This window comes from Hyphomonas beringensis (genome assembly GCF_000682755.1).
Classification (GTDB): Bacteria; Pseudomonadota; Alphaproteobacteria; order Caulobacterales; family Hyphomonadaceae; genus Hyphomonas; species Hyphomonas beringensis.
The window spans coordinates 70,446-82,616 of the sequence record NZ_AWFF01000025.1 but is presented as its reverse complement, the minus strand read 5'-3'; the positions used below and the strand labels follow the sequence as shown (position 1 = coordinate 82,616).

Genomic DNA, 12,171 nt, shown 5'->3' with positions numbered 1-12,171 from the left:
AATCCCTCTGGCACGATAGGCTTTCAGACTTTAGACTGGTCATCATGAAACAGATATCTTCCCTTCTCTCCGCAGCCGCCGTGGCCGCCCTGATCACAGCCTGCGGCCAATCCACCACCGCGCCGGAAGCCAGTGCAGAAACGCCTGCGCCGGAAGCCTCGAAAGCCGAAACCAGCAAGTCTGACGGGCCGCAAGTTGGCGACAAGATTGGCCAGAGCGACGCAGAGCGTCAGGCCGCCAAGGAGGCCTCTATCGCAGCCAAGGCAGCGGAGCAGGCGCGCAAGCAGGAAGAAATCAAGGCACGCGGTGTCACGGAGATTGGCTGGGAAGACCTGATGCCTGAAGGCGAAGAGGAACGTCTTGCCAAGATGTATCAAAGCCAGATGGCCATGCTGTACGGCGGCGGCGGGATCGCAGAAGGCTCTGCGGCCGACACGATGGTGCAGATCGGCACGTTCAATACGGTGAAAGCTCTCGACGGCAAGAAAGTCCGCATTCCCGGTTATACGGTTCCGTTCGAATACGGCTCCAAGGCGCAAATCACCCAATTCCTGCTGGTACCTTACTTTGGCGCCTGCATTCACTCTCCCCCTCCCCCGCCAAACCAGACCGTATTCGTCTCCACAGAAGACCCGATCCAACTGAAGGATCTGGCGCAGGCAGTCTGGGTAGAAGGCATTCTGCACGCGCAGACCCAGGAAAGTGATCTTGCGGACGCAGCCTATACGCTGGAAATGACTCATATCGAAAAATACGAATACTAGGCTTTGCCCCAACGGCATCGCACGGCCTTTCGGCCAGTTCTGATCGCCAGGACATAAAAAAGCCGGCTGCACCTCTGCAGCCGGCTTTGTTTTGTAAGGTGAGCCCCGTTTTACCAGGCGAAGTTCACACCGATCATGAGCTGTTGAGCATCATAGTTCGGGCTGTTGTAGCGGCCGGTATACTCAATCTCGACACCGATCCGGTCCGTCACATCGCGGCTGGCGCGGACACCATAATTGTAAGTATCCAGGCCACGTCGCACAGAGGCCGTCTGCCAGATTGCATTCCCGAGGCTGACTTCGCGCTCGACTTTCGGGTCGGCACCGATATCACGGGTCCAGTTGCCGAAGAGAGCCAGATCCGTCTTGGCAACTGTGTGTGCAATTTCTGCACCCAGTTTGGATTGCAGCGTGTTGCGGGATTCTCCGCCCAGGGACAGCTGGGTGAATTCCAGGTCGCCCCGCTCATCATAGGCATCGATGTTGGACACGGCCGTACGAACACCGGCGATGGCGAAAGCACTGGTAGCCCCACGCTCAAGCACCTTGTAGCGGGCCTCAGCCTGTGCGTGCAGGATACCGATGTCCTGCTTGGCACGGGAGTGGCTTGCAATCGTGCCCAGCTCCGACGTCCGGCTGACCTTGGCGGAGGCATGGGTATAGCCCACCAGACCAGACAGGGTCAGGCGCGTCGTCACGGCGCGGCTACCATAACCGTACAGAGACAACATGTGCGTCGTGGCACCATCGGCTGTGTCATTGTAGAGGTCCACAGTCTTGTAGCTGCCTGCGATGCCGGCTTTCATGCCATCCTTGTTCAGCAGTGTGGCGCCGACCGTCATGCCATAGACATCCTCGTCGAAGCCCCATGTGTAGCCATCGGGGTCGTAGCTTGCCCCGCGGGCTTCTGCACGTGTCCAGAGACGAATGCCATTATCCAATTCCTTGGAGAGGCCACCGACACCTCCCTCACCGCGCGCAGCGGAGATGATCATGTCGTCAGAGCCGATCAGGACAGATTCCGTGCTCTCGATGATATGTGCATGCATATCACCCGACAGGGACCGCACGGCGTTGGCCACTTGAGTTTCGTTCAGACCATCGAAACGATCCAGAAGGTCCGACAATTCGCCCGTTGCATTCTGGCCATTGGCCGTTGCGTAATCGAGGGTCAGGCCTGTTGTCACTGCATTGCCGCGCATGCCGCCAGTCATGCTCGCCAGGCCAAGGCTATTGGCCACGAGGGCAAGTTGGACGGAGTCATCATTGTAGATGACTTTCAGACGCGTATTCGCGGCAAGACCAGAGGCTGGCTGAACCACGTCATTAAACGTGCCCACAACATTGTCTGCGGTCACGACTGTGAAGATGTCACCCATGACCGGTGTGTAGTTGTTGTTGGCGTTGCCTGAAATACCGCGCAGGATAGGGTTAATGGAACCTGCAGCGGTGAAGGTTGCGCCTTCTCCGGTCAGGACCAGGCGGTCATAGCTTCCAGCTCCACCGGCAGCAGAGTACACATTGCCGTCAATCTCGGTCCGGAAGATTGAACCCTGGTTCAGGGTCACGTCACCTGACACATAGAGCGCACCCGGAGAGTTACCCGGTGACAGCTCACCGCCGGACAGAACCATGACGTCACTGTTCACGTTGCCAGTGCCCTTGAGAGTTGCACCATCATTGACCGTCAGCAGGTTAGAGCCGAACATGCCATTCACGCTGAGCGTGCCTTCATCGACATAGCTGTTGCCTGTCATCTGGCTGTTGCCCGTCAGCATCAGCATGCCTCTGCCTCGCTTGTGGAAACCGCCAGCGCCTGTGATGGCCCCATTCCACAGAACCGAATGGTCTAGCACATCAAACGTGGCGTTCTCATGCTGAACGATCATCTGACGGGACGAGCTGAATGTGCCCCCGGCCTGGAATGTGGCGTTGCCGATTGTCAGTGGTCCGCCGCCCAGGTTCGAGTCGGAAGATGCCTGAAGCGTACCCTGGGAAACTGAGAAGCCACCAGCTTGCGTGTTGGTGCCAGACAGAACGAGCAAGCCGGAACCGGTCTTGTTCATCGCGCCGCTGCCGCTGAAGCTGCCATGGGCAACAACGATGTTGTTCTCGGTATCGATGGTGCCGCCCTGGTTTTGGACTGTGAAGCTGGTGTTCACGCTGGTGTTCATGCCAAACATCAGTGTACCACCGACAAAGTTCGGGTTTACCGCACCGTCGGCCAGTTTCCTGGCGGTATAATAGGTGGCCGCCATATCGATATCCGGGATGCTTCCGCCACCGCTCAGCGAATCATCGACATCGGAAGACCCCGCGGGAACACTGTTAAGAGCGACCGTCGAGAAGACGAGATATCCGCCAACGCCAAAGTACTCCCCATTACCATTGGCGATGACCGTGACTTCATTGAAGAAGTTGGTGTCATTGATCGCACCGATAAAGTGTTCTTGGGGGCCGATGGTCGACGAAATGCCACCAAGCAGCAAAGGGTTGGAGCTGCCAAAGCGTAGATATACCTGAGAGGCATCTGCCGTGCCACCATCCGGGGTCGCATTATCCACGGCGCAACAGGTCCCCCAGTCATTCACCATGGTCCCGATGGCGTTCATTTCAAACGGTGTTGTGCCATCCGCTTCATAGAATTTATAGGTATAGCCCATGGCTTCTGCGGCGGAGAAGCCTGCGTTCTTGCTGTAGCTGTTACCCCAATTTGTGAAGCCATCGCTACCTTCGTTGCCAGTTCCATTATTGCTGGCTGCACTGCCACCGCGACTGGTTTCGACAACAACGGATGGATCCCCGGCATTCGGTCCAATGACCATGAAGCTGCTGCCGCTGGTGCTGAGAATATCATACTCGTAAATCAGCGACGAACGCGTCGAGCCTGGGTTGGCTGCATTATAGGCCGCATCAGCTGAATCAACTGTGTCTTTGAACTTCTGGATACCGATGGTTGCATCCTCGTTGAAGTACACGGCCGGGTCGGCATGCGCTGCGCCTGCATACATAAGCGATGCTGCCATAGCCGCCATGGACGCAGATGCCCATACGCGCCGACTCATTCCTTTATGCATGGAAAGGCGTCCGGGTGTCTGATGTTTCTTCATTTTGTGACCTCCAATATCACTCAACTTAAAGAGGCTTTCTTGCCTCTAGTTCACCGCTGTAGACCTTTAGGTAGCGAACGCTAGTGAATCGGAAGTTACAATTCTGACAAATGGCAGCCCCAAGAATTACCAAAACCACGGGGATCTTTAACACGTTTTAAAATTAGATTTACTAACTCCATTCATGGCGTGTCTGTTAACAACAAGTTTTCTATCTGTATATTTTGCTACAGATTACGATTCATCCAATTTGAATAGTCTTTTTTGCCTGCTGCAGTTTTCTTGATACCACTCAGGAGTCCGCCAGTGTCGGCGGATCGCACGGCATTGGCGGCTGGCAGGGATGATGCTCCACTTTCAGATTAGTTTTGCACCAAAACCGAACTTAAACTTAAAGGGGAACAATAATCGGACCCGTGTGGAAAGAACGACGCCAGGACAGCCAGGAGCATGCATAATCGCATGCCTGCGTATTGGTTTTAGCCAATGCGACCTTTGCAGGCAGAGCTTGCTTGATCTGGCAGACTTTTCAGGGAAGCAATGTGTGCGACGAAGCGCTGAAGGCAGGAACGTTCGGCGTTCGACCGCGCTCCTTAAGATATGTGGTACCTCTGGCCGGACTCGAACCGGCACTTCCGAAGAAAACGGATTTTGAATCCGTCGCGTCTACCAATTCCGCCACAGAGGCCCATGATCGGGAGCGCTTCTCCTGCCGCATAGCTGGGGCACATGTCAATCTTCTCGACGCCGCAGAAAAAGCTGTCTAACACGTCCTCTATGCAAGAGATCTCCTCCACCAAAGAAAAAACCCTCCTCCAGACGCTGGAAGCCATGGCTGCGCGTGCGCCAGAGGAAGGCTATTCCCTGCGCGAAATCTTTGATCAGTTGGATGAGAGCGCGTTCGGAGCCGGCCTGTTCCTGCTCGCTTTGCCCTGCTGCATCCCTTTTCTTTATGGCGTGCCCCAGGTCGTTTCCCTGCCGATGATGGCGCTGGCCTTTCAGATGGTGATTGGGCGCGAACAGCCCTGGATGCCAGACAAGATGGCCGCCCGGAAGATTGACCGGAAGGGCCTGACCCAGATGTCCAAGGGGGGCCGGAAATGGCTCGGCTGGATCGAAGCCATTGTTCGCCCGCGCCTGACCATGATTACCGGAAAGCGATCCGAACGGGTGATTGGCGCCTTTCTGTGCATTTTCTGCGCCTCAATCCTGGTGCCGCTGCCCATGACCAATACCGTGCCGGGCTTTGCCGTTGCTATCGCCTCTTTCGGGCTGATGCAGAAGGATGGCCTTATGGTGATTGCAGGATTGCTGATTGGCACGGCCTGGGTCAGCGGCCTGATCGGCGCCGTCATGCTGGGCGCCGTAACCCTTCTTGGGTAAGCCAATAACGGCAAAGTGACTACGCGCCGCATTGTGAAGCGGCCATGTCCCGGCTTTAGCTGCGACATGGCATTTTTCATATCCCTGCTGAAAGACTGGAAGTGGCCCTGTATCGCGGTCGGCCTGTCTGTCTTCATGCTGGCGGCGGCCCACGCTTTTGAGACCTTTGGTAACCTTGCCCCCTGTCCATTGTGCCTGCGACAGAGGGAGGTCTACTGGGCGCTTATCGCCATGACGCTGACAGGGCTGGCCCTCTGGAAGATTGTTCCCAAACGTCGTTTTCTGGTTGCCCTGAATGTGATGATCGGCCTGGTGTTCGGCGTGGGCGTGGTTGTGGCCTTTTATCATTCCGGCGTGGAATGGGGCATCTTTCCGCCTCCGACAGGCTGTTCGGGCGAGGGCCCGATCGACCCGATGGCGTTCCGGGACTTCAACGAGCCCATGCATGTACCGTCCTGCACGGACGCCCCCTTCTATATCATGGGCCTGTCCATGGCGGGCTGGAATGGGGTGATTTCTGCCTTCATGGCAATCATCAGCTTTGTGGCTGCCGGCGCGACATTCCGCGGGGCTGCTTCGGATCAGCCAGGCTGATCAAGCATTGCCAGGCGCCGCCTCTTCAGGCGCTGTTCGCGCAAGGTGATGTAGAGTGTCGCGACGATGATGATGGCGGTGCCAACCCAGGTCCATAAGTCCGGCAGGATATGGAACAAGCTCCAATCCACCAGCGCCGCCATCGGTAGTCGCAGATAGTCCATCGGCGACAGGAAAGAGACATCGCCGATACTCATGCCCCGAATATAGAAATATTGCCCCATCACGCCGCATAGGCCCATCAAAACGATCAGCCCCCAATCCATGAGAGAGGGCGCAACCTCAGGCCACTTCCAGATCGCAAGCGGCAGCAACAGCACCGATGACAGGAAATTGGCCCAGATCAGCAGTGTCATCGGCCTGTGCAGGCGCGTCAGGGACTTTACCAGCGTAATTGCCCCGGCCATGCAAAACGCCGCCGCCAGCGCCAGCACCATGCCCAGGCTGATCCCCATCTGAGGCTGCAGCATGATCATGACACCCAGAAACCCGACAAAAGTCGCGCCCCAACGATGGAGGCCCACTTTTTCCCTGAGAACAAAGGCCGCAAGCACGGTAATGAACATGGCGCGGGAAAAGCTGATGGAATTGAATTCCGACAAGGGTAGGCCCACTGCATCAGACACGGCATAGAAGCCCAGAATGAAGCCCAGCGTACCAAAGGCACTTCTCAGGAAAATCATGCCGGGCTGATGTATTTTCAGAATGCTCACACCCTGCTGGAAAATGATCGGCAAGGTCACGATCATTGCCACAGCCGAGCGCCAGAATGCTAAGAACCCGGGGTCGAATGTGGCCGACTGGACCTTTGACAGCGTCAGAAATACCGTAAAAACAGCCCCGGAAGCGATCATCCATATCGCGCCTTCAATGTTGCGCGGGGCCTCCGGGGTCAGTAGGTCTGTACTTTCCGCATGATCAGGATTTGTATGAATGGGCAATTTTACGCCTTCCGAAATTGACGAAATCGACCGTCTCTGGCGTGAGCTGCCGGCAGATCATATGTGGACGGGATGGGCGGCCTCCGGTCGAGAGCCGGAACATGTCTGGATTTTCCGGACGCGAGCACACTGGCGCCGTTTCCCCCTCAGCAAGACAGAGACAGGCTATAGCATAGCCGACGAATTGGGCAGACCTGTTGTTAACGCCAAAAGCCTGAAAGCGCTTCTAAAGAAGGTGGAACTGATCCCCGGCCTTGAAGCGCTGTCTCAGGATTAGGCGCTGCGGCCTAGCCAGCCTGCATCTGGTCACGCATCTGCTCTGCCTGCTCAGGCGTAATGCCCAGCGCATCCAGCAGCGGCCCGCCTGCCGTTTCGTCCCATGAATGGCGTGGACCAACCGTCATGCCCCCATCGACGACGAACTCTCCGCCGGTGATGAAGCCCGCCGCATCCGAGGCAAGGAATGCCGCCATCTCTGCGATGTCCTCGCTTTTGCCTGTGCGGCCAATGGGTTGCATGGAAGCGCCCGCCTCCACCAGCATTGCCGCCATCTGGTCGGCTTGTTCGCGCGGAAGACCAAGCGAGGCACCGAAGATAGAGGTCGCAATGAAGCCCGGCAGAACGGCATTCACGCGGATCTTGTATTTCGCCAGCTCCGCCGCCGCCATTTTCGAAAAGTGCGCCACGCCCTTCTTTGCGACAGAATAGGTCAGCGGCGCATACCCGGCCGTGATGGCGCTGATCGATGACGTGTTGATGACGGAGCCACCCTTCTCTTTCATATGCGGAATGGCGAATTTGGTGGCAGCGAATACCTGCTTCAGCAACAGCGCCATGGTCTGATCATAGGCATCCAGATCCAGCTCTTCCAAACTGTCCGGCGTACCGCCATGGCCCGCATTGTTCCACAGAATATCCAACTGCCCGAAATGACCGACGGCCTGGTTCATCAGTGCCTCCAGCTGGTCCATCTGCGTCACATCGCAATGTACAAACAGGACTTTGTCATCCCCGAAGCGTTGCTGCAGGGCATGACCCTTCTCATCCTGAATATCACCCGCGACGACTCTTGCGCCAGCCGCAACAAATGTCTCGACCCCCGCCAGACCAATACCGCTTGCCGCGCCGGTGATGATTGCAACCTTACCTGACAGATCTGCCATGGATGTATTCCTCCCTTGTTCAGGAAAGAATGCGCCTGCTTTCCGCGTGGTTCGTCAAGTGGCCGCAGAAAAGATAACGCCTGCGATCCCACGCGCCTATTTCAGGCCGAAGCGTTTCCAGAAAATCTTGTCCAGCATCCGCTTGGGAAGGTGCGTCGGGATGTACCAATTCGTCAGCTTGTCCGGGACCGGAGCATATCGCGCCTTGGGCGTCGGATCGTCGAGTGCCGTTTCGATCACTTCGGCAACCTTCTCTGGTGGGAGGCCTGTGCGACCACCTTTCAGCATCACCTGCTCAAATGTCTCCAGAGACTTCGCCCAGTCGCTGGAGGCATAGGGGCCATCACTATTGGCCTCTTCCGCCTTGTCCCAGATCGGCGTCTTCACAGACCCCGGACCAATCGCGATAGCATCAATGCCATAGATGACCAGTTCGCGGCGAAGCGCATCTGTCAGTCCCTCAACGGCGTGCTTGGTGGCTGCATAGGCACCCAGGAAGGGCGCAGAGAGCCGTCCGCCCACGCTGGTAATGTTGACGATGCGTCCAGGATCGCCGGTGCGGGCCTCATCCGCCCCCAGCAAAGGGATGAAGGCTTGTGACACACGCATCAGGCCAATCACATTGACCTGGAAGTGCGCTTCGAATGTGTCCATGGGCTGCAAGGCCAGCGGCCCCATATTTGCGATGCCGGCATTATTCACGAGGCCGCTGAGCCTCGCGCCTTTGAGGCCTTCTGAGATCGTCGCGACGGCTGAGTCAATCTGGTCCGGCTTGGTCACGTCCAGGATGATCGGATGAAGGTCTCCAGGCGTACTGGCGTGCAAGGCATCGGCGTCACTTTGCTTGCGAACACCGGCATAGACGCACCATCCCTGCTTTGCCAAATGCCGCGCGGCGGCGGCGCCAATTCCCGTTGAGGCTCCGGTTACAAGTACGGTCTTCATGCGGTGATCCTTATCCTCAGGATGATCTGCTTATTATACGCGCGAGACCCCTGATCGGGTCTCCCTAATCTGTCTTTCCGCCATCAATGACGCGAAAGACCGGCCGGGCGGACGTCGCTGGACGTTCGGGCTGCTCTTCTGTGTCAGCTGGCTTGAGGTCCGCAGCGCGGACCAGTTTCGGCAAGTCGCGGGGCATGGACGGCGGCGCCTGCGGCGTATTCTCGTCAAGCTCGATGTCTTCATCCAGCTGGCGCACACGCGGAACGGGACGCTTCTTGAAGCCGCCCTTCTTCTGGCCAAAGCCCTTGCGCGCCTTGCCGCGCGCCTTCTTGTCGATTTCCTTGAGTTTGACCTGCTGCAGTGCGGAGAGCGGTTCTCCCTCATCGCCTTTCAGCGGATCAGCGAAGGCAGAGCCATAGGTCTCGATACGCTCTTCGACCTCTTCCAGAAACTGGCGCTCCCAGTCAGACAGGGGCGGCCCAAGCCCCTGCTCGGCCAGCTGTGCTGCTTTACGCAATTTGCGTAGCGCTGCCCGTTTCTTGCGTTCGTCGACATCCCTGCCCATGGGAAATATTATGGCGCATCCGGCGCCAGAGGCAAACCGCGCTTAGGCTTCACCCAGGGCAATCAGATAGGTTTCCAGCACCATTTCCGCCTCTTCGCGCTCTGCGCGGTCCTGCTTGCGGAGCTTGACCACCTGGCGCAGTGCCTTGGTGTCAAATCCGAATGCCTTGGCTTCGGCGTAGATTTCCTTGATCTGCTCAGCGACCTCTTTCTTCTCCTCTTCCAGGCGCTCTATTTTGGAGACGGTCTGGCGGAGTTTCTCGCGGGTCGCTTCGGTGAGATGCTGGATCGATGCGTCGTCCATGAGAGGCTCCATATCTGAAAGAATCGTGGGGGGAATCGAAATCGAGCGCGCGTCTTAGCCGGAGATTTCGCTGCTGGCCAGACGGCGTATGGCATCCGCTACAGCTTCGCCTTCCGCATGATGCGGCATGTGACCTTCCGCTGGCAGAATAACCAGATCCACCGGCACCTGTTTCTTCAGGCGGCCGACATGCACCTTGGGCGTGATTACCGTGTCGCCACTGCCGGAAAAAACCACAATGGGGACAGTGAGTTCGCCATAGCGTTTGGACTGTTTGGCCAGCTCTTCTTCGAGCGCCTGGACGTCCCGCGCATTGGCACGGAAATTGGGTGGACGGAACAAAAGCCCGATCGCCGATTTCTCAAAATAATTTTCAGGAACAGGTGCTGGGTCAAACACACCATCAATGCCACTGGCGACCTGTTGCGGCCCGACAATCGGCACCAGCTGGCTGAAGACAGGGCCGATCACCGGCGGCGCAGCGAAACTGTTATACCAGGCCTGTCCACCGCCGCCCCAGTCATGCGTCACAGGCGCGAGCAGGACGAGCCCTTTCACAAGATCAGGGCGATCCAGCGCAACGCGCAAGGCAACGGCGCCGCCAAAAGAATGGCCAACCAGCACGGCTTTCTCGCCCGGCGCTAACGCGTCCAAAACACCCGCCATCTGCGCAGCCTGTACGCCCAGTTCACTCGCATCGTCCGGGCGCTGGGAATAGCCATGCCCCGGCCGGTCTGCCATCAGGAGGCGATAGTCATCTTCAAGACGCGGCCCGAGCGTCCAGGTGAACTCCCGCGCATTGGCGCTGGCGCCATGGATCATCAGAACAGGTGTGCCTGTCTCGCCCTGCTGGATCACGTGCACCTTGCTGCCATTGACCTCAACCATGTCGCCGATGGGCGGATTGGCGGCCTCCACGCGGGCGGTGTAGGCGGCACTGGACACGCACGCGCCGGTGCCGATCACGGAAACTCCAAGGGCGGCGGCGGTCAGCATGCGCTTCAAAGGCCCTGCCCCTCAGTCAGCTTGGCAAGGCGCTTCTCAGCCGCCAGAGCCTGCTGCATGCGGGGATAGATCACGAGCGCCTCACGATAGGCCTCCAGCGCCTGATGCGGCGCCTCCATGCCCTCGAACATCATGCCGAGCCCGGCCCAGGCACCGAAATGACGCGGCTCAAGGCGCAGCACCTCGTTCAAGTCTCGCAAGGCTTCGGGATAGTTCTCTTCCATCAGGAAGATTGAGGCCCGGCGATTCCATGCCTCTGAGTAATCTGGTTTGATCAGGATCGCACGGTCATACAGCGCGCGGGCCGTTTCGATATCTCCCGCGGTTTGCGCGTCCACCGCGCGCTCCATGATGACATCCACAGTCGCTGAGCCGGACTCCATCCAGGACGCCCAGATATCCAGCGCCACATCATGCGCCTCGCTATCGCTGGGGGCATTGCGCAGCTTCTCGAACATCTCGTCAGAGGGTTCGGCATGGGCCACCCCCACCAGAAAGAGGCATGCGAGCAGGAGAGAACGTATCATTGTCTGGATATTACGGCGCAAGAGGTCTGCGGCAACCTTATCTTACCGTCAGATGAGACCTTCGGAGCGGAGCGTGGCTTCCAGGCCATCCGCTGTCCTGAAGTGATGCGTCTGGAAACCGAGCGCATCTGCGGCCTGAATGTTATTCAGACTGTCGTCAATAAACAGCACTTCGGCTGGATCAGGATTGTTCATTTTTGCCAGAGCGTAGTGATAGATGGCAGGGTCCGGCTTCACCATGCCAATCTCGCCTGACACCACGACATGCCGAAAAACGCGCAATACAGGGAAGACATCCAGCATTTCTTCCCAAGGGTCTGCGGGCATGTTGGAGAGCGCATAGAGCGGCACATCGCGTGCCTGCAGCCGGGCAATCAGATCCGGCGTGCCGTCCACATATCCATCGAACATCTCGAACCAGCGCTGGCCCCAGGCGAGGATATGGTCTTCATAATGTGGGTGTTCAGCAATCAAAGGCTTTGCATTACCCGCAAAGCTTTCGCCGGCATCATGCCTGGTATGCCAGGCCATAGTACAGACGTCCGCAAGGAACATGTCGCGTTCCTGCGGCGTTTCGAATATCTTCGAATACAATCGCGCGGGATCCCAATCGAGGACCACACGGCCAAGGTCGAACAGGACAATTCGGACAGCCATAGTGCCGCCTCATTGCCTGTTCATGTTCACGTCAGCCCTGTTTTGCTTTGAAGCGAGGGTCAGTCTTGTTGATGACGTAAACGCGGCCCTTGCGGCGCACGATCTTGCAATCGCGGTGACGCGACTTGAGGGATTTGAGAGACGAGCGGACTTTCATGGGCCTAGCCTGTGAATAATAAGGAAATGGAAAGCGGAGCGCGTAATGAATCCGGTG

General features: G+C 57.6%; 14 protein-coding genes and 1 tRNA gene. 4 read left to right on the top strand and 11 right to left on the bottom strand.

Going from position 1 to position 12,171, the window contains the following annotated elements:
* The first annotated feature begins 44 nt into the window (after positions 1–44).
* Entirely contained in the window at positions 45–764 is a 720-nt protein-coding gene (locus HY29_RS03540; RefSeq protein WP_034792318.1) for a DUF3299 domain-containing protein, read from the top strand.
* 110 nt (positions 765–874) lie between these two features.
* Here the strand turns inward: HY29_RS03540 and HY29_RS03535 are convergent, their stop codons facing one another.
* Positions 875–3,829: an autotransporter outer membrane beta-barrel domain-containing protein gene (locus HY29_RS03535; RefSeq protein ID WP_162176669.1), complete on the bottom strand. Its 2,955-nt coding sequence runs from the start codon at positions 3,827–3,829 to the stop codon at positions 875–877.
* A 648-nt stretch (positions 3,830–4,477) separates the two neighbouring features.
* Positions 4,478–4,562, bottom strand: a tRNA-Leu gene (locus tag HY29_RS03530).
* Positions 4,563–4,603: 41 nt separating this feature from the next.
* On the opposite strand from HY29_RS03530, the gene HY29_RS03525 reads away from it, so the two are divergent.
* A complete protein-coding gene (locus HY29_RS03525; RefSeq protein WP_241765124.1) occupies positions 4,604–5,257 on the top strand; it encodes an exopolysaccharide biosynthesis protein in 654 nt (217 codons plus the stop codon).
* Between the two features lie 66 nt (positions 5,258–5,323).
* Entirely contained in the window at positions 5,324–5,851 is a 528-nt protein-coding gene (locus tag HY29_RS03520) for a disulfide bond formation protein B (protein ID WP_034792304.1), read from the top strand.
* Here the strand turns inward: HY29_RS03520 and HY29_RS03515 are convergent.
* Positions 5,839–6,792, bottom strand: coding sequence for a DMT family transporter (locus tag HY29_RS03515; RefSeq protein ID WP_155838193.1), 954 nt, complete (start codon positions 6,790–6,792; stop codon positions 5,839–5,841). The two genes, HY29_RS03520 and HY29_RS03515, sit on opposite strands and share 13 nt — an antisense overlap.
* Between HY29_RS03515 and HY29_RS03510 the strand changes: the two genes are divergently transcribed.
* Positions 6,785–7,069, top strand: coding sequence for a hypothetical protein (locus HY29_RS03510; protein WP_034792300.1), 285 nt, complete (start codon positions 6,785–6,787; stop codon positions 7,067–7,069). The genes HY29_RS03515 and HY29_RS03510 overlap by 8 nt on opposite strands.
* A gap of 10 nt (positions 7,070–7,079) precedes the next feature.
* Here the strand turns inward: HY29_RS03510 and HY29_RS03505 are convergent, their stop codons facing one another.
* From HY29_RS03505 to ykgO, 8 genes are all read right to left on the bottom strand, one after another.
* The gene (locus HY29_RS03505; RefSeq protein ID WP_034792298.1) at positions 7,080–7,955 is read right to left on the bottom strand and encodes an SDR family NAD(P)-dependent oxidoreductase; all 876 of its coding nucleotides are present in this window, start codon (positions 7,953–7,955) and stop codon (positions 7,080–7,082) included.
* A 96-nt stretch (positions 7,956–8,051) separates the two neighbouring features.
* Positions 8,052–8,900: an SDR family oxidoreductase gene (locus HY29_RS03500; protein WP_034792296.1), complete on the bottom strand. Its 849-nt coding sequence runs from the start codon at positions 8,898–8,900 to the stop codon at positions 8,052–8,054.
* Positions 8,901–8,964: 64 nt separating this feature from the next.
* Positions 8,965–9,465, bottom strand: a complete 501-nt coding sequence (locus HY29_RS19505; RefSeq protein ID WP_034792294.1) for a hypothetical protein — start codon at positions 9,463–9,465, stop codon at positions 8,965–8,967.
* Positions 9,466–9,507: 42 nt separating this feature from the next.
* Complete coding sequence (locus HY29_RS03490) at positions 9,508–9,768, bottom strand: DUF2312 domain-containing protein (protein WP_034792292.1); 261 nt, start codon at positions 9,766–9,768, stop codon at positions 9,508–9,510.
* 54 nt (positions 9,769–9,822) lie between these two features.
* Entirely contained in the window at positions 9,823–10,764 is a 942-nt protein-coding gene (locus HY29_RS03485) for an alpha/beta fold hydrolase (RefSeq protein ID WP_034792473.1), read from the bottom strand.
* Between the two features lie 5 nt (positions 10,765–10,769).
* The gene (locus HY29_RS03480; RefSeq protein ID WP_034792290.1) at positions 10,770–11,300 is read right to left on the bottom strand and encodes a tetratricopeptide repeat protein; all 531 of its coding nucleotides are present in this window, start codon (positions 11,298–11,300) and stop codon (positions 10,770–10,772) included.
* A 48-nt stretch (positions 11,301–11,348) separates the two neighbouring features.
* Entirely contained in the window at positions 11,349–11,957 is a 609-nt protein-coding gene (locus tag HY29_RS03475; protein ID WP_034792264.1) for an HAD family hydrolase, read from the bottom strand.
* Between the two features lie 31 nt (positions 11,958–11,988).
* A complete protein-coding gene (gene ykgO, locus HY29_RS03470; RefSeq protein WP_011648318.1) occupies positions 11,989–12,114 on the bottom strand; it encodes a type B 50S ribosomal protein L36 in 126 nt (41 codons plus the stop codon).
* Positions 12,115–12,171 lie beyond the last annotated feature (57 nt).

Coding starts and splice junctions, on each gene's coding strand:
- HY29_RS03540 (WP_034792318.1), top strand. CDS start 45: ATGAAACAGATATCTTCCCTTCTCTCCGCAGCCGCCGTGGCCGCCCTG.
- HY29_RS03535 (WP_162176669.1), bottom strand. CDS start 3,829: ATGAGTCGGCGCGTATGGGCATCTGCGTCCATGGCGGCTATGGCAGCA.
- HY29_RS03525 (WP_241765124.1), top strand. CDS start 4,604: ATGTCAATCTTCTCGACGCCGCAGAAAAAGCTGTCTAACACGTCCTCT.
- HY29_RS03520 (WP_034792304.1), top strand. CDS start 5,324: ATGGCATTTTTCATATCCCTGCTGAAAGACTGGAAGTGGCCCTGTATC.
- HY29_RS03510 (WP_034792300.1), top strand. CDS start 6,785: ATGGGCAATTTTACGCCTTCCGAAATTGACGAAATCGACCGTCTCTGG.
- HY29_RS03505 (WP_034792298.1), bottom strand. CDS start 7,955: ATGGCAGATCTGTCAGGTAAGGTTGCAATCATCACCGGCGCGGCAAGC.
- HY29_RS03500 (WP_034792296.1), bottom strand. CDS start 8,900: ATGAAGACCGTACTTGTAACCGGAGCCTCAACGGGAATTGGCGCCGCC.
- HY29_RS19505 (WP_034792294.1), bottom strand. CDS start 9,465: ATGGGCAGGGATGTCGACGAACGCAAGAAACGGGCAGCGCTACGCAAA.
- HY29_RS03490 (WP_034792292.1), bottom strand. CDS start 9,768: ATGGACGACGCATCGATCCAGCATCTCACCGAAGCGACCCGCGAGAAA.
- HY29_RS03485 (WP_034792473.1), bottom strand. CDS start 10,764: ATGCTGACCGCCGCCGCCCTTGGAGTTTCCGTGATCGGCACCGGCGCG.
- HY29_RS03480 (WP_034792290.1), bottom strand. CDS start 11,300: ATGATACGTTCTCTCCTGCTCGCATGCCTCTTTCTGGTGGGGGTGGCC.
- HY29_RS03475 (WP_034792264.1), bottom strand. CDS start 11,957: ATGGCTGTCCGAATTGTCCTGTTCGACCTTGGCCGTGTGGTCCTCGAT.
- ykgO (WP_011648318.1), bottom strand. CDS start 12,114: ATGAAAGTCCGCTCGTCTCTCAAATCCCTCAAGTCGCGTCACCGCGAT.